15 protein-coding genes are annotated in these 16,253 nt (G+C 70.1%); 14 read left to right on the forward strand and 1 reads right to left on the reverse strand.

Annotation, left to right across the window (positions count from 1 at the left end):
• Positions 1 to 25: 25 nt before the first annotated feature.
• The 7 genes from mftA to M1M07_RS24985 are packed head-to-tail and all read left to right on the forward strand — an operon-like array spanning position 26 to position 7,646.
• The gene (gene mftA, locus M1M07_RS24955) at positions 26 to 121 is read left to right on the forward strand and encodes a mycofactocin precursor MftA (protein ID WP_068159438.1); all 96 of its coding nucleotides are present in this window, start codon (positions 26 to 28) and stop codon (positions 119 to 121) included.
• A gap of 1 nt (position 122) precedes the next feature.
• Positions 123 to 422 (forward strand): mycofactocin biosynthesis chaperone MftB, encoded by a 300-nt coding sequence (gene mftB, locus M1M07_RS24960; RefSeq protein WP_197257285.1) that lies wholly within the window; start codon positions 123 to 125, stop codon positions 420 to 422.
• A 25-nt stretch (positions 423 to 447) separates the two neighbouring features.
• Positions 448 to 1,692: a mycofactocin radical SAM maturase gene (gene mftC, locus M1M07_RS24965; RefSeq protein ID WP_197257289.1), complete on the forward strand. Its 1,245-nt coding sequence runs from the start codon at positions 448 to 450 to the stop codon at positions 1,690 to 1,692.
• 21 nt (positions 1,693 to 1,713) lie between these two features.
• Entirely contained in the window at positions 1,714 to 2,922 is a 1,209-nt protein-coding gene (gene mftD / locus M1M07_RS24970) for a pre-mycofactocin synthase MftD (protein WP_248675899.1), read from the forward strand.
• A 19-nt stretch (positions 2,923 to 2,941) separates the two neighbouring features.
• The gene (locus tag M1M07_RS24975) at positions 2,942 to 4,840 is read left to right on the forward strand and encodes a mycofactocin system FadH/OYE family oxidoreductase 1 (protein ID WP_248675900.1); all 1,899 of its coding nucleotides are present in this window, start codon (positions 2,942 to 2,944) and stop codon (positions 4,838 to 4,840) included.
• Between the two features lie 34 nt (positions 4,841 to 4,874).
• The gene (locus M1M07_RS24980) at positions 4,875 to 5,687 is read left to right on the forward strand and encodes a mycofactocin-coupled SDR family oxidoreductase (protein ID WP_248675901.1); all 813 of its coding nucleotides are present in this window, start codon (positions 4,875 to 4,877) and stop codon (positions 5,685 to 5,687) included.
• Between the two features lie 3 nt (positions 5,688 to 5,690).
• On the forward strand, positions 5,691 to 7,646 hold the full coding sequence (locus M1M07_RS24985; RefSeq protein WP_248675902.1) for a mycofactocin system FadH/OYE family oxidoreductase 2: 1,956 nt from the start codon (positions 5,691 to 5,693) through the stop codon (positions 7,644 to 7,646).
• 30 nt (positions 7,647 to 7,676) lie between these two features.
• On the opposite strand, the gene M1M07_RS24990 is transcribed toward M1M07_RS24985, so the two are convergent.
• On the reverse strand, positions 7,677 to 8,654 hold the full coding sequence (locus M1M07_RS24990; protein WP_248675903.1) for a GNAT family N-acetyltransferase: 978 nt from the start codon (positions 8,652 to 8,654) through the stop codon (positions 7,677 to 7,679).
• 59 nt (positions 8,655 to 8,713) lie between these two features.
• Between M1M07_RS24990 and M1M07_RS24995 the strand changes: the two genes are divergently transcribed.
• The 7 genes from M1M07_RS24995 (at position 8,714) to adh (ending at position 16,233) form a co-directional block, all read left to right on the forward strand.
• Complete coding sequence (locus M1M07_RS24995) at positions 8,714 to 9,280, forward strand: ABATE domain-containing protein (RefSeq protein WP_248675904.1); 567 nt, start codon at positions 8,714 to 8,716, stop codon at positions 9,278 to 9,280.
• Between the two features lie 76 nt (positions 9,281 to 9,356).
• A complete protein-coding gene (locus M1M07_RS25000; RefSeq protein WP_248675905.1) occupies positions 9,357 to 9,695 on the forward strand; it encodes an SRPBCC domain-containing protein in 339 nt (112 codons plus the stop codon).
• A gap of 10 nt (positions 9,696 to 9,705) precedes the next feature.
• Positions 9,706 to 10,392 carry a mycofactocin biosynthesis peptidyl-dipeptidase MftE gene (gene mftE / locus M1M07_RS25005; protein ID WP_197257302.1) on the forward strand — a complete coding sequence of 229 codons (687 nt, stop codon included), beginning with the start codon at positions 9,706 to 9,708 and terminating at the stop codon, positions 10,390 to 10,392.
• Positions 10,389 to 11,798, forward strand: coding sequence for a mycofactocin biosynthesis glycosyltransferase MftF (gene mftF, locus M1M07_RS25010; protein ID WP_248675906.1), 1,410 nt, complete (start codon positions 10,389 to 10,391; stop codon positions 11,796 to 11,798). Before mftE ends, mftF begins: the two co-directional genes overlap by 4 nt.
• Position 11,799: 1 nt before the next feature.
• Positions 11,800 to 13,278: a mycofactocin system GMC family oxidoreductase MftG gene (gene mftG / locus M1M07_RS25015; RefSeq protein WP_248675907.1), complete on the forward strand. Its 1,479-nt coding sequence runs from the start codon at positions 11,800 to 11,802 to the stop codon at positions 13,276 to 13,278.
• 36 nt (positions 13,279 to 13,314) lie between these two features.
• Positions 13,315 to 14,607 carry a transcriptional regulator gene (locus tag M1M07_RS25020; protein ID WP_248675908.1) on the forward strand — a complete coding sequence of 431 codons (1,293 nt, stop codon included), beginning with the start codon at positions 13,315 to 13,317 and terminating at the stop codon, positions 14,605 to 14,607.
• Between the two features lie 102 nt (positions 14,608 to 14,709).
• A complete protein-coding gene (adh, locus tag M1M07_RS25025) occupies positions 14,710 to 16,233 on the forward strand; it encodes an aldehyde dehydrogenase (protein ID WP_197257315.1) in 1,524 nt (507 codons plus the stop codon).
• Positions 16,234 to 16,253 lie beyond the last annotated feature (20 nt).

Below are 16,253 nucleotides of genomic sequence, written 5' to 3' on the forward strand. Positions count from 1 at the left end.
TGGAGCAGAAATCCGAGGAGGAAACATGTCCGATCGTGACAACGCGGTGATCGAGTCCGAGCTCATCGAGGAGTCCCTCGTGGAAGAGGTCTCCATCGACGGCATGTGCGGCGTGTACTGACATGACCGCACCCGGAGCCACCGCCGTGGCAACTGCACAGTTCGATCCGGGCGCCACGTGGCGGCTCCACCCGCAGGTAGCGCTTCGCCCCGAGCCGTTCGGGGCGTTGCTCTACCACTTCGGCACCCGCAAGCTGTCGTTTCTGAAGAACACCGTGATCGTCGAGGTCGTCCGCTGTCTGGGCGAGCACGATTCGGTGCGGGATGCGTTGCGCGCCCACGGAATCGACGAGAACGCCGAGCGGCCCTACCTGCATGCCCTGCGCACGCTGGCCGACTCCCACATGATCGTCCCCGCCTGACGCCCCGAACCAGCAAGGACCCGCCATGACGTCTCTGCTCGAACCACCCGTCACTTCTGCACCCCCGAAAGTGGGTCGTCTCGTCGACCAGTTCGAGAAGGGCCTCGATGCCCCGATCTGCCTGACCTGGGAACTGACCTACGCGTGCAACCTGTCGTGCGTGCACTGCCTGTCCTCGTCCGGTAAACGCGACCCGCGGGAGCTGTCGACCGAGCAGTGCAAGGCGATCATCGACGAACTGCAGCGCATGCAGGTCTTCTACGTCAACATCGGTGGTGGCGAACCCACCGTGCGCTCGGACTTCTGGGAACTGGTCGACTACGCCACCGAGCACCAGGTGGGCGTGAAGTTCTCCACCAACGGGGTGCGCATCGACAAGAAGGTCGCCGCGCGCCTGGCCGCCTCCGACTACGTCGACGTGCAGATCTCCCTCGACGGCGCGACCGCCGAGGTCAACGACGCCGTCCGCGGCCCCGGATCGTTCGCGATGGCCGTGCGCGCGCTGGAGAACCTGTCCGAGGCCGGCTTCCGCGACGCCAAGATCTCCGTCGTCGTCACCCGCGAGAACGTCGACCAGCTCGACGAGTTCAAGGCTCTGGCCGACAAGTACGGTGCCACCCTGCGCATCACCCGGTTGCGTCCGTCCGGACGCGCGGTGGACGTGTGGGACGAGCTGCACCCGACGCACGAGCAGCAGCGGCAGCTCTACGACTGGCTCGTCGCGCACGGCGAGGGTGTGCTCACCGGCGACTCGTTCTTCCACCTGTCCGCGTTCGGCGGCCAGAGCGGTGCCGGTGCGCTGCCGGGGCTGAACCTGTGCGGCGCGGGTCGGGTGGTGTGCCTGATCGACCCGGTCGGCGACGTCTACGCGTGCCCGTTCGCGATCCACGACAACTTCCACGCCGGCAACATCCTCACCGACGGCGGATTCGCCTCGGTATGGAAGAACTCCGAGCTGTTCAGGCAGCTGCGCGAGCCGCAGTCCGCCGGCGCGTGCTCCTCGTGCAACTTCTTCGACGCGTGCCGCGGCGGCTGCATGGCCGCGAAGTTCTTCACCGGCCTGCCGATGGACGGCCCGGACCCCGAATGCGTCCAGGGCTACGGCCAGTCCGCGCTCGCCGGCGAGCGCACCGTGCCGCAGTCCAGCGTCGACCACTCGCGCACCGGCAAGCGCGCCGAGCGCCGCACCCCGGCCGCGCCGGTTCCGCTGACCCTGCTGACCAAGCCCCCCGCCAAGTTTTGCGACGAAAACCCGCTCGCAGGACTGTAATTCCCGAGGAGACCACAGACCATGGCCAAGCCATCCTGGTTGAAGAACCCGTGGGCGACCGACCCCTGGTTCGAAACCGTCGCCGTCGCGCAGGAACGTGCCCGCAAGCGGCTGCCGAAATCCGTCTACGGCGCGCTCGTCGCCGGCTCCGAAGCGGGCCTGACGGTCGACGACAACATCGCCGCGTTCCGGGAACTCGGTTTCGCGCCGCACGTCGCCGGACTGTCGGACAAGCGGGAAATGGGTACCCACGTCCTCGGGCAGGACGTGGCGATGCCGGTGTTGATCTCGCCGACCGGTGTGCAGGCCGTGCACCCGGACGGGGAGGTCGCGGTCGCGCGGGCGGCCGCCGCCCGTGGGGTCGCGATGGGCTTGAGCTCGTTCGCCTCGAAGTCCATCGAGGATGTCGCCGCGGTCAACGACAAGACGTTCTTCCAGATGTACTGGGTCGGCAGCCGGGACGTGCTGGTCCAGCGTATGGAGCGGGCCCGCGCCGCCGGAGCCAAGGGCCTGATCATGACCCTGGACTGGTCGTTCTCCAACGGCCGCGACTGGGGCAGCCCGGCGATCCCGGAGCGGATGAACCTCAAGGCGATGGTCAAGTTCGCGCCCGAGGGCATCTTCCGCCCGAAGTGGCTGCTCGAGTGGGCCAAGACCGGTGGCGTGCCGGATCTGACCACCCCGAACCTGACCCCGCCCGGGGGTGCGGCGCCGACGTTCTTCGGTGCCTACGGCGAGTGGATGACCACTCCGCTGCCCACCTGGGAGGACGTGGCCTGGCTGCGGGAGCAGTGGGGGGATGCCCCGTTCATGCTCAAGGGCGTGATGCGGGTCGACGACGCCAAGCGCGCCGTCGACGCCGGTGTCACCGCGATCTCGGTGTCCAACCACGGCGGCAACAACCTCGACGGCACCCCGGCCCCGATCCGGGCGCTGCCGGCGATCGCCGAGGCGGTCGGCAAGGACGTCGAGGTGCTGCTCGACGGCGGTATCCGCCGCGGCAGCGACGTCGTCAAGGCCCTCGCGCTCGGTGCGAAGGCGGTGCTCATCGGCCGTGCCTACCTGTGGGGTCTGGCCGCGAACGGTCAGGCCGGTGTCGAGAACGTCCTCGACATCCTCAGCGGCGGAATCGGTTCGGCGCTGATGGGCCTGGGCAAGACCTCGATCCACGAGCTCACCCCGGACGACGTGGTCGTGCCCGAGGGCTTCCGCCGCGACCTCGGTATCTGACCGGGGTCCACGAAGCTCAGTGCTCACCGATCCCATCACCCTCGCCGGACGGACCGCGCCGGCGAGGGTGATCTTCGGGCCGCACGAGACCAATCTCGCTGCGGGTAGAGCACTCTCACGGCGGCACGTCGACTACTACGCACGGCGTGCCCGCGGCGGTGCCGGCATCGTCGTCACCGAGGTCGCCTCGGTGCACGCTGCCGACCACCCCTACGAGCGGGCACCGCTGGCCGCCGACTGTGCTGCCGGCTGGGCGGAGACGGTCGCCGCGTGCCGCCCGCACGGCACGCTCGTGCTCGCCGGGCTCGGCCACGCCGGGCTGCAGGGATCGAGTGCCTGGACCCGGGCGCCGCTGCACGCGCCGTCGCGGGTTCCGGATCCGGCGACCCGGGAGCTGCCCGCCGAGATGACCGCGGCCGACATCGATTCGGTGGTCGACGGTTTCCGCGGGGCTGCCGCGACCGCGGTCGCCGCCGGCGTCGACGGCATCGAACTCGACGCCGGTCCGGCCTCACTGTTGCGGCAGTTCCTCTCGGGGCTGACCAATATGCGTACCGACCGCTACGGCACCGACCGGACCCTGCTGCTGAACCGCGTAATCACCACGGTCCGAAGCGAGCTCGGTCCCGGACGGATCCTTGCGTTGCGGCTGTGCTGCGACGAGAACGCGCCGTGGGCCGGGATCACTCCCGACCTCGCCGCCGCGCACGCGGCCGAATTCGCGCCGCACCTGGACCTGCTCACCGTGGTGCGGGGCGGCCTGTTCACTCCCGGCTCGTACCGGCCCGACGCGCACACTCCACCCGGATTCAACGCGGAACTGTGCCGCCACATCCGCGACGCGGTCGCCGGAACCGTTCCGATCGTGTTGCAGGGCAGCATCGTCGACCCGGAGCACGCTCGGCGCATGCTCGAGGACGGCGTCTGCGATGCCGTCGAGATGACCCGCGCGCAGATCGCCGACCCGGATCTCGTCGTGACCGTGCGTGCCGGACGCGACCCGCGACCGTGCGTGCTGTGCAACCAGGCGTGCCTCGTACGCGACTTCCACAATCCGGTGGTCGGATGCATCGGCAATCCCGAGGCGGGGCACGAGGATGAGCAGTCCGTTTCGCCGGCCTTGCAGGCCCGGGACGTTCTCGTCGTCGGGGGTGGCCCCGCCGGTCTCGAGGCCGCTCGCACCCTCGCCGCCCGGGGTCATCGGGTGCAGGTCCGCGAGCGTGCCGACCGGTGCGGCGGCCTGCTGCGGACCGCGGCCGCCGGCGTCGGACGCGACCGCCTCGCGACCCTCGCGGACTGGCTCGAGGACCGGTGCCGCGACAGCGGTGTCGATTTGCGGTGCGGTACCGAGGTCACCGCCCCCGACCTCGACGACGCGCACGCCGCCGGCACCGCGATCGTGCTCGCGACCGGCAGCCGGGACCGGCACCCCGGGTTCCCGGTCGCTGCCGACGCCGCCTGCTACACGACCGCGCGCCGGGTCCTGGATCGTCCACCGGCCGAGCCGCGGACGATGCTCGTGTGGGATCCGGCCGGCGGGCCGATCGCGGTCGCGGTCGCCGAGCGACTGGCCGCGCTCGGCCACCCGGTGCACTACGCGACCTGCGATCCCATCGCAGGATCACGGCTCGCACCCACCGGCGACCTGGTCGGCGCGAACGCCCGGCTGCGACGGGCCGGCATCACCCGGCACCGCAGCGTCACGGTGCGCGCGGTCGACCCGACCGGTGTCCACCTCGAACACCCGATCACCGGGGAACGGAGCACCGTTCCGGATGCATTGTTCGTGGACTGCTCAGCGGGATTGCCTGATGACAAACTCGCCGGAATCAGGCGCAATGGAATCGGTGACTGCGTCGCACCACGGACGGTGCGGGAGGCGATCCGGGAGGGGTATCGTCTCGCCGCAGAACTGTAATAGGTTTCAATCGCGGATCGAAGGGGAACGCCACATGGGCGAGTTCGACGGCAAGGTCGTCTTCATCACCGGCATCGCGCGCGGGCAGGGCCGCAACCACGCGCTGCGTTTCGCACGGGAAGGGGCCTCGATCATCGGCGTCGACGTCGCCGGACCGGTCTCCGAGTACGTCTCCTACGAGCAGGCGACCCGCGAGGACTTCGACGAGACCGTGCGGCTCGTCGAGGAAGCCGGCGGCAAGATCGTCGCCCGCATCGCCGACGTGCGCGACAGTGCGGCCCTCAAGGCTGTCGTCGACGAAGGGGTCGCCCAGTTCGGCCGCCTCGACGTCGTCGTCGCCAACGCGGGCATCTGCTCGTGGAACCGTTTCTGGGAGATGCCCGACGAGCAGTTCGAGGAACTGATCGACATCAACCTGACCGGTGTCTTCAAGACCCTCAAGGCCGCCACCCCCGCGATGATCGAGGCGGGCAACGGCGGCTCGATCATCCTCGTCAGCTCGGTCGCGGGCCTGAAGGCCATGCCCGGCCAGATCAACTACGCCGCAGCCAAGTTCGGTCTCGTCGGCATGACCCAGACAGCCGCGAAGGAGCTGGGCGAGTACCGCATCCGCGTCAACTCGATCCACCCGTACGGCGTGAACACGCCGATGGGCACCGACCCGGGTGCGCTGAAGATGTTCGAGAAGTACCCGCACTGGCTCCCCAACTTCGCGCCGATCCTCACCGAGAAGCCGATCGCCGACCCCGACGACACGTCCGACGCCGTGCTGTTCCTCGCGAGCGACCGCGCAAAGACCATCACCGGCAGCCAGATGGCGCTCGACCAGGGCAACTCGAAGGTCTGACCGGTGCCGCGTGACGTGACCGGCGCCGACCCGCACGATCTGTTGCGGCTCGGCCCGGTCACGCTGCGCAACCGCATCGTCTTTCCCGCGCACCTGACGAACTTCGCCGTCGACGGCGAGGTCACCGACCGGCACATCGCCTACTACGTCGCGCGCGCCCGCGGCGGCGCGGCGATGATCGTCACCGAAGAGCACACGGTGCACCCGTCGGATCGGCCGTACGAGAAGCTGATCCGCGGCTGGGATCCGGCGGTGCTGCCCGGGTACCGTCGTCTCACCGACGCGGTGCACGCCCAGGGCGCGCGAATCCTCGCCCAGCTCAACCACAACGGCGCCCAGGGCACCGGAATGTACACCGGCCGGCCGCTGTGGGCGCCCGCGCCGGATCCGGACCCGCTGTTCCGTGAGGTGCCCGTCGCGATCGGCGCGGACGAGATCCGCGAACTCGTCGCGGGCTACGCGGACGCGGCCCGGCGCTGTGCCGACGGCGGGTTCGACGGTGTCGAGATCCAGTGCTCGCAGGCGTCGATCCTGCGCGCGTTCCTCGCCCCCGGCGCCAACCCGCGCACCGACGACTACGGCGGCGACCTCGACCGACGCGCCCGGCTGCTACTCGAGGTCGTCGCCGCGGTGCGCGCAGCGCTCGGTCCCGGATACGTCCTCGGGGTCCGGTTGAGCGGGCACGACGGCACCCCCGGTGGCATCGACATCGACGATGCCGTGCGCGTCGCGCGCATGCTCGAAGCGACCGGGCACGTGGACTACCTGAGCACCTCGGTCGGGGTCGCGACCGAGACCCTGTATCTCGTCGAGGCGCCCATGTCGACGCCGCACGGCTATTCGCTGTTCGTGCCCGACGCCATCCGCACCGCCGTCGACCTGCCCGTGGTCGGGGTGGGCCGCTTCACGACCCCGGGCCAGGTCAGCGCCGCCCTGGCCGACGGGGTCTGCGATCTAGTCGGGGCGGTGCGCGCCCACATCGCCGATCCCGGTTTCGCGGGCAAGGTCCTCGACGGACGCGGCGACGAGATCCGCCCGTGCATCGGCTGCAATCAGGACTGCATCGGACGGGTCGGGCTGGGCCGTCCGATCGGATGCGCGGTCAACCCGTATGCCGGATACGAGGACGCGACGCGGCCCGATCCGGCCGTGCCGGGGAAGGTGCTCGTCGTCGGCGGGGGACCGGCGGGCCTGCAGGCCGCGGTGACCGCCGCCGAGCGCGGACACGCCGTGACACTTCTCGAACGGGAATCTCTGGTGGGAGGTCAGATTCGTGTCGCCGCGTCCGCGCCGCACCGCGGTGAGCTGCTCGGTGCCGTCGCGAGTCTGGAAGCCGAGTGCCGTCGGCTCGGTGTCGAGATCCGCACCGGCGTCGACGTCGACGCCGCGACCGTCCGGGCATACCGGCCGGACACTGTCGTGATCGCCACCGGGGCCCGGCCGCGGCGGCCGGACTGGGCGGGGGAGTCGTCACGGGTGGTGGACGTGCGCGACGTGCTCGGCGGTCGCACCGAACCGGCAGGGCGGGTGCTCGTCGTCGACGACCTGGGATTCCATCAGGCGACCTCGGTCGCGGAGCTGCTCGCCGACCGCGGTTGCGCGGTCACCGTGTGCACCAGCGGAATGATCGTCGGCCAGGATCTCGGGCTCACCCTCGAGATGAACGGCTGGGTCCGGCGCGCTCACGACAAGGGCATCGAGCAGGTCACCGACGTGGTGGTCGCCGCCCTGACGGACACCGACTGCGTCGAGGTGACACTGCTGCACCATTTCACCGCCGAAAACTCCGTCCGCACAGTCGATTACGTGGTCGTGGCGACGCACCAGGAGCCGGTCGACGAGCTGTGGCGCGACCTGCAGGGCGAGAGTTTCCGCGTGGTGCGTGTCGGCGACGCGGTGACGCCGCGGCGACTCGACGCGGCGATCATCGAGGGGATGCGCGCGGTCGCCGCGCTGTGACGGAACGGCCGTAGTGATACCAGGCCGTTCTCACAGCTCCCGGCGCATCGCGGTCCTCGGCCACCGGTCCAGGCCGTGGCGCGCCTCCGCGGCGCGGATCTCCCGCAGTTCGGGGCCGAGGTGCGCGTCGTCGACGAACCGGAACCCGAGGCGCTCGTAGTACGGGCCGTTCCAGGGCACGTCCACGTACGTCGTGAGTGTCAAGGCGCGGTGGCCGCGGTCGCGGGCCCACTGCGCGCCGTGCTCGATGAGCATTCTCCCGATCCCGCGGTGCGCGTGGTCGGGATGCACGGAGACCTGCTCGATGTGGGCGTGCCCGTCGACGACGTCGAGGATCAGGTAGGCGTCCGGCCGGTTCCCGGAGTCGAAGTGCACCCAGGCGCGGTCGCCGTCGCAATAGTGTTGCAGCTCTTCGATGGTGGGCGGCTCGTCGTCGGCGACCACTGTCATGCCGATCTCCGCGAACGGTGCGCCCGCCGCTCGCTCGATGTCCTGGAGGAGCGGCAGATCCGACGAGGTGGCCAGCCGAAGCGGCGGCAGCGCCTTGCTGTAGTAGCGCGCGAACTCGGTGTGCGCGTACCGGCCGTACCGTTCGGCCATCGGGGTGTAGCCGCTCGCCTCGTACAGGGCGATCGCCTCGGGTTGCGCGGTACCGGTCTCCAGGACGATCCGGCGTCGCCCGGCGTCGGTGGCGGTGCGTTCCAGGGCGCCGAGAAGACGCCGGGCGATCCCGCGTCGCCGGGCCGTGTCCCGCACGTACATGCGTTTGATCTCGGCGTCGTCGGGGCGGATGCCGGGACAGGACCCGTCGAGGGTGCGCCAGCCGCCCATGCCGACGGCCTGTCCCTCGTCGCGGGCGAGCAGGAAGGTGCCGTGGGGTGCGACGAACTCGGCCGGAAGGAGTTCGTTGTCGTCGGGGCCGCCGTAGCGGTGGACGTATTCGAGTTGCAGTTCACCGAGGAGTTCGAGGACAGCCGGGTCGTCGAGGGTGCGCGGTTCGATCAGCACGGAGGGCAGCCTACGCGCTGCGCTTGCCGACGATTCTTGTAACCCCGTAAGATGGTTACATGGTGATGCTGCGTTCCCCGGAGGGGATCGACTTCGAGGTCGATTCCGGATCGCTGTGTGTGGACTTCGTCTACACCGGCGGCGCGGCGGAGCGGGCCCGGTGGGAAACACTTCACACACCCGACGACCTGACGAACTGGATCGCCGCCCGCATGCGGGTCCCGGCCGCACACGTCCGGCTCGGCCCGCACGACGTCGCGCAGGCCAAGGACCTTCGGGAAGCACTGTGGCACAGCCTGAACCGATGCATCGACGGCAGTGGACCCAGCCCTTCGGACACCGCGGTCATCGATGCGGCCGCGGCCCGGCCGGACATCGCGCCGCAACTCGCGGCGCCCGGCACGGTCGTCCCGATCACCGGCGACCAGGCCCTGTCGACCCTGGCCCGCGACGCCGTCGACCTGCTCGGCGGACCGCGCGCGTCCAGGATCAAACGCTGCGCCGCCGACGACTGCCCGCTCGTCTTCGTCGACACCTCGCGCGCCGGCAGCCGCCGGTGGTGCTCGATGGCCCGGTGCGGCAACCGGGACAAGGTCCGCGCACATCGACGGAAGGAACAGGCATGACCGACACCGTCGGCAAGACCAGGGACGCGGCTGGCAGATCGGCGTCTCCAAGACACTCCCGCACCCGATCGACGCGGTGTGGTCGCTGATCGTCGAAGAACCGGGCCTCTGGCTCGGCGCAGGCGCCGTGATCCCGCACGAGAAGGGAGAGCAGTGGCAGGCGGACGACGGAACCGGTGGGGAACTGCGCAGCCGTCACGAGTCCGATCGCGTGCGCCTGACCTGGCGCCCTCCGACGTGGCATCACGACACCACGGTGCAGGTGGCGGTGCAGGCCGGCCCGACGGGCACCGTCCTGAGATTCCACCAGGAACGCCTCGCCGGCCCCGACGAACGGCAGCGGCAACGCACTCATTGGCAGGCGGCGCTGGCCCGGGTCGAACGCGCGCTCGAACAGGTGACGGGCACCGCATAACATCGGGGCGGTGAACCGGAACCTCGACACCGCCCGCTGGCCCGACATCGCGCCGGGCCATGCGACCGTCGCCGTTCCGGTCGGCGCCTTCGAGCAGCACGGACCGCACCTGCCGCTGGACACGGACACGCGCATCGCGACCGCGGTCGCGGGAGCACTGCCGGACGTGATGACCGCGCCGGCGGTGGCCTACGGGGCCAGTGGTGAACACGAGGCGTTCGCGGGCACCGTCTCGATCGGCGCCGAGGTCATGGAATCACTGCTCGTCGAATACGGCCGGTCGGTGTGCCGGTGGGCCGCGCGCGTCGTGTTCGTCAACGGCCACGGTGGCAACGCGCACGCCCTCGCGAAAGCGGTTGCCCTGCTGCGCTACGAGGGCCGGGACGCCGCGTGGCTGCCGTGCGCGGTACCCGGTGGGGATGCGCATGCCGGGGACACGGAGACCAGCCTGCTGCTGCACCTGGCACCCGAGGTCGTGGCAATGGACCGCGCCGAGGTGGGTTCGACGGAATCCATCGCGACTCTGCTGCCCCGATTGCGGGAGGGCGGTATCGTCGCCGTGTCGGCGAACGGGGTGCTGGGCGATCCCACGGCCGCCACCGCGGAGCGGGGAGCCCGGATGTTCGCAGACCTGGTCGAACGTGCGACTGCACAGGTTGCCCGCTGGCAGCCCGGTGCAGAGGGGAGACTCCGGTGACACAGGGCGCAACGAAGCGCACTCCCACGTCGCGGCTGCCCGACGGTTTCGGCGTCCGGATCGACCCTCGGGTGCGGGCGTTCTCCGCCGGACGGGTGCTCATCGGTGGGTCACCGACCCGTATGCTCAAACTCGCCCCGGCCGCGGCGGCGATGCTCGACGACGGCTACCTGAGGGTGGTCGATTCGAGGACCGCGGTCGTGGCCCGCCGGCTCCTCGACTCGGGGGTCGGCAACCCCCGGCCCACAGCCCTGCCGTCGACCTCGGACGTGACCGTCGTGGTCCCGGCGAAGGACAACCCTGCCGGTCTGCGGCGGCTGCTGCAGGCGCTCGAATCGGTCCGGGTGATCGTCGTCGACGACGGATCCGAAACGCCCTTCGTCGCACCCGAGGCCGGACGGGTGACGGTCCTGCGCCACGAGACGTCGCGGGGACCCGCGGCTGCCCGGAACACCGGAATGCGGGCGGCCACAACACCGTTCGTGGCATTCCTGGATTCCGACGTGGTGCCCCGCATCGGCTGGCTCGAGGCGATTCTCGGGCACTTCACCGATCCCGCGGTCGCGCTCGTCGCTCCGCGCATCGTCGCGCTCGACCCGGACAGTGCCCCGCTCGCACGGTACGAACACGCCCGGTCGTCGCTGGATCTCGGACGCCGTGAAGCCGCGGTGGTCGCGGGCAGTCCCGTCGCCTACGTACCGAGCGCCGCGATGGTGGTGCGCCGCGACGTGCTGGACGAACTCGGCGGGTTCGACGAGACCATGCACGTCGCGGAGGACGTCGACCTGTGCTGGCGGCTGCAGCAGTCCGGCTGGCGGCTCCGTTACGAGCCGGTCGCGCGGGTCGCGCACGACCACCGGATCGGATTCCGGAAGTGGTTCACCCGCAAGGCTTTCTACGGAACCGGTGCTGCTCCGCTGGCGGCGCGCCATCCCGGGTCCGTCGCCCCGATGGTGATGTCGGTGTGGACGTTGTTCGCCTGCGTCGCCGCCGCCACGTGCACCCGCCTCGGGGCGCTCGGTTCGGCGATCTCGCTGCTCGTGACCCTGCTGCGGTTGCGGCGCATGTTCACCGAACTGGACCAGCCCACCCGCATCGCCGCGGTGCTCACCGCGCAGGGTTTCGCCGGGGGCATGTGGCAGCTCGCCTCAGCTCTCTGCCGGCACTACTGGCCGGTCACCCTCGTCGCTTCGCTGTTCTCCTCCCGGATACGGCGGACGGTCGCGGCTTTTGCTGTCGCGGAAGGACTCTGGGACTGGTTCGGGCATCGCGAGGAAGGCGGTCTCGACCCCGTGCGCTACGTGCTCTACAGACGGCTCGACGATCTCGCATACGGTGCCGGACTGTGGAAGGGTGCGCTCGATGCCCGCGACCCGGCCGCACTGATCCCCGACATCCGGAACTGACGTGCTGCCGGCGCACGCCGACGTCGTCGTGGTCGGTGGAGGAAGCTGCGGGTCCGTGGTCGCGGCACGGCTCAGCGACGATCCGGATCGATCCGTGCTGCTTGTCGAGGCCGGACCCGGGTACCGGACCGTGCACGAGACGCCGGACGAAATCCGCACTGCTACAATCGTTCCCGTCGGTCCGGGCAGTGTCTGGGCGACTCGTTACACGGCGCGGCTCACCGCCGAGGTCGCCACCACGGTGGCGCGGGGACGGGTCCTCGGCGGTTCCGGTGCCGTCAACGGAGCGTACTTCGTGCGGGCCCGGCCCGGTGATCTCGCCCGCTGGCCGGCGTCGTGGGCGTACGACGAGGTGCTCGCCGACTTCCGAGCCCTCGAAACCGACTCCGACTTTCCCGGCGACCTGCACGGCAGCGACGGTCCCGTGCCGGTCGGGCGGGTCCCGTGGGATCGGCTGCACCCGGTGTCCGCCGCGTTCCACGAGACCGCGGTCGCGGCGGGATTCGCGGCCGTCGACGACCTCAATGCTCCCGGCCCCGACGGCGTCGGCCGCGTCCCGCTCAACATCCGCGACGGGATGCGCGTCGGTCCCGCGCTCGCGTACCTGCTGCCGGTCCTGCGCCGGACGAACCTGACGGTGGCCACCGGCACGGAGGTGCTGCGGATCGTCCTGGCGAACGGTCGCGCGGTGGGGGTCGAGGTCGCCGACGGAGCGGGCACTCGACAGATCACGGCCGGTCACGTCGTGGTGTGTGCGGGTGCCGTGCACTCGCCGCAACTGCTGATGCTCTCCGGCATCGGCCCCGCCGACGAACTGCGGCGACTCGGAATCGCGGTGCTGCACGACCTTCCGGGGGTCGGCCGGGACTTCACCGACCATCCCGAGGTGGCGATCGGATACCGCTACCGGCGTGAACTGCCGACGGGGGCGCCGCTGCTCGAGACGGTTCTGCACACCCGGTCCCTCGAATTGCGCCCGTACACCGTGCCGTTCGGCACGGCGATCCCGGGAAGCGGCGTCGCCGACCCGGTGCTCGGCGTCGTGCTCACCCGGCCCCGCAGCCGCGGACGGATTCTGCTCGATCCCGCCGATCCCCGGTCCGCGCCCGTCCTGGACTACCGCTATCTCGAGCACCCGCAGGATCGTGCCGACCTCCGGGAGGGTGTCCACCTCGCCACGGACATGCTCGGCGCGATGACCGACCTCGTCGACACGGGCAGTCTCACCACGCACCTCGGGACGTCCTTGCACCTGTCCGGCACGTGCCGGATGGGCACGGACGACGGGTCGGTCGTCGACGAACGGTGCCGCGTCCACGGCATCGACGGTCTGAGCGTCGTCGACACCTCCGTGTTCCCCGAGGTGCCGAGCCGCGGCCCCCACGCCACCGCCGTGATGCTCGCCCACCGCGTCGGTGTGTCTTTGTGGCGGTCGGGGGCACCACAAAGACACACCGGGCGCTTGGCGCCACCTGTGTGACCTGGACTACAGTGTCGGCAAGGAGGACGCCGGTAGATGACCCAGACAACGAAGCCGTCGGTGAACCCGTGGGTGGCGCTGCGGCCCGGGGACGACGCCGCCGCACACGCGCTGCGCATGTCGTCGGCCCACCGGACATTCCTGGATGCGCGCGAGGGCACGTCGGCGGTCCGCTCGGTCGTGCGCGACTCGTGGTTGCGCAGCGTCGAACGTGGCATCGACCCGGATTCGGTGGACCAGCCGAGCCTGCTCACCGGCGTCGACCTGGAGGAATACCGCTCGGGGCATCCGATGGCGCTGATCCGTCCGGTCGTGCGCAAACTCCTCGTCGAGGACGCCGCCGACGACGGTCTGCTCGTCGCGATCAGCGACGAGCGCGGCCGGTTGCTGTGGGTCGAGGGTGATCACTCCGCCCGCGACCGGGCGCTGTCGATGAGTTTCGTCGAGGGCGCCGACTGGAGCGAAGACCACGTCGGCACCAATGCTCCCGGAACCGCTCTGGCGCTGGATCATTCGGTGCAGATCTTCGCGGCCGAGCATTTCAACCGGACCGTGCACGACTGGAGTTGTTCGGCGGCGCCGGTGCACGATCCGATCAGCGGCCGCATCCTGGGTGCCATCGACATCACCGGCGGTCCGCGTGTCGCCGTGCCGGAAGTGCTGCAACTCGTCCGTGCGACCGTCGCTGCCGCCGAGGCGGAGCTGCGGTTGCACCTCATGAGCGCCCCGCATCTGCTGACCGGATCGGCGTCCCGCCTCGAGACGTTCGGGTCGGGCCGGCCGATGCTGCACCGCGACGGGCAGCGGATCCCGTTGTCGCAGCGGCACGCCGAGATCCTGTTGCTGCTCGCCGATCATCCGGAGGGGCTCGGTGCGGACCGTCTCGCGGTCCTGCTCGACGAGGCCGAACTCGACTCGGTGACGATTCGCGCCGAGATGTCGCGGCTGCGCAAGACCTTCGGATCGGATCGGGTGGGATCGCGGCCGTATCGGCTGCTCGGCGACCTCGTCACCGATGTCGCCGACGTCCGCGCCGCTCTCGACCGCGGCGACACCGCGACCGCGGTGCGCTTGTACACCGGGCCGGTGCTGCCCGGATCGGCCGCGCCGGGGATCGAGGAGATCCGCGACGAACTGCGCACCCGCGTGCAGGCGGCGCTGCTGCGCGGCGGCGATGCGCACCTGCTGGCGCAGTGGACGTCGTCGGTGCACGGCCGCGACGACCTCACCGCCTGGTCCGCGTACCTCACCGCCCTCGATCCCGGTTCGGCGATATATGCGCAGGTCAAGGCCAGGATCGATCTGTTGGATCGGCAGCTCGCAACGTAGTTGCAACCCCGTTGCTCCTAGTGTTCCGGATCACACCCCGCGAGGGGACGATCCGACCGTCCCGCACACAGTGCGGCCCGACGACACGCAGGAGAGACACCGATGACCGTGTACGCCCGCCCCGGTTCACCCGACGCCCTGATGTCCTTCCAGGCCCGCTACGACAACTGGATCGGCGGCCAGTGGGTCGCGCCGGTCAAGGGGCAGTACTTCGAGAACGTCACCCCGGTCACCGGGCAGCCCTTCACCGAGGTAGCCCGGTCCACCGAGGAGGACATCGAACTCGCGCTCGACGCCGCGCACGCCGCCGCCCCGGCGTGGGGCAAGACCTCGCCCGCCGAGCGCGCGATCATCCTCAACAAGATCGCCGACCGCATCGAGGAGAACCTCGAGTCGATCGCGCTCGCCGAGTCGTGGGACAACGGCAAGCCGATCCGCGAAACCCTCAACGCGGACATCCCGCTCGCGATCGACCACTTCCGCTACTTCGCGGGAGCCATTCGCGCGCAGGAAGGTTCGATCTCCGAGATCGATTCCGAGACGGTCGCGTACCACTTCCACGAGCCGCTCGGTGTCGTCGGCCAGATCATCCCGTGGAACTTCCCGATCCTCATGGCCGTGTGGAAGCTCGCTCCCGCGCTGGCTGCGGGCAACGCGGTCGTCCTCAAGCCGGCAGAGCAGACCCCGGCGTCGATCCTGTACCTGATCTCCGTCATCGGCGATCTGTTGCCGCCCGGTGTGGTGAACATCGTCAACGGTTTCGGTGTGGAAGCCGGCAAGCCGCTCGCGTCGAGCCCGCGCATCCGCAAGATCGCGTTCACCGGCGAAACCACCACCGGCCGCCTGATCATGCAGTACGCGTCGCAGAACCTGATCCCGGTCACCCTCGAACTCGGCGGCAAGAGCCCGAACATCTTCTTCTCCGACGTCCTGTCCGCGAACGACGACTACCAGGACAAGGCGCTCGAGGGCTTCACCATGTTCGCGCTCAACCAGGGCGAGGTGTGCACGTGCCCGTCCCGCGCGCTGATCCAGCAGGACATCTTCGACGAGTTCCTGTCGCTCGCCGCGGTCCGCACGAAGGCGGTCCGTCAGGGCAACCCGCTCGACACCGACACCATGATCGGCGCGCAGGCATCCAACGACCAGCTCGAGAAGATCCTGTCCTACATCGAGATCGGCAAGAACGAGGGCGCCACCGTCATCACCGGTGGTGAGCGCGCCGACCTCGGCGGCGACCTGTCCGGGGGCTACTACGTCCAGCCGACGGTGTTCAGCGGCCACAACAAGATGCGGATCTTCCAGGAGGAGATCTTCGGTCCCGTCGTGTCGGTCACCTCGTTCGAGGACTTCGACGACGCGATCTCCATCGCCAACGACACCCTGTACGGTCTCGGCGCCGGCGTGTGGTCCCGCGACGGCGGCGTCGCCTACCGGGCCGGTCGCGCCATCCAGGCCGGGCGGGTGTGGACGAACACCTACCACCAGTACCCGGCGCACGCGGCATTCGGTGGCTACAAGCAGTCCGGCATCGGTCGCGAGAACCACCACATGATGCTCGACCACTACCAGCAGACGAAGAACCTCCTGGTGTCCTACGCCCCCAAGGCCCAGGGCTTCTTCTGATCGACCGCCCACCCGCCCAC

The organism is Rhodococcus sp. HM1 (assembly GCF_023218075.1).
Classification (GTDB): domain Bacteria; phylum Actinomycetota; class Actinomycetes; order Mycobacteriales; family Mycobacteriaceae; genus Rhodococcus.